This window comes from Erythrobacter sp. HI0063 (genome assembly GCF_001635685.1).
Classification (GTDB): domain Bacteria; phylum Pseudomonadota; class Alphaproteobacteria; order Sphingomonadales; family Sphingomonadaceae; genus Qipengyuania.
On record NZ_LWFF01000191.1, the window covers coordinates 1 to 269 of the forward strand.

General features: G+C 63.6%; 1 protein-coding gene. It reads right to left on the bottom strand.

Features of this window, described 5'->3' with window-relative positions; all coding sequences use genetic code 11:
* Positions 1-269: ribonucleotide-diphosphate reductase subunit beta (locus A3736_RS06250; RefSeq protein WP_197465520.1), on the bottom strand; the 269-nt coding region annotated here is incomplete at both ends.

Consider the following 269-nt stretch of genomic DNA (forward strand, 5'->3'; position numbering starts at 1 on the left):
TTCCACCATGTAGATCGGCTGGAGGCCCAGCTGGCCCAGCCGCCAGTCGGCGATGTAGCGGATGTAGCGCTTGATCTCTTTCGCGGTCATCCCCGTCACCGGGCCCTGTTCGAAGGCGAGGTCGATGAAGGCGTCTTCCAGGCGGACCGTCTTCTGGCACATGTCCATGATGTCTTCCTTCACCGCCTTGGTCAGGCAGTCGCGCTCGGCGCAGAAGGCGTGGAACAGGCGGGTGATGCCTTCGCAGTGCAGCGATTCGTCGCGCACCG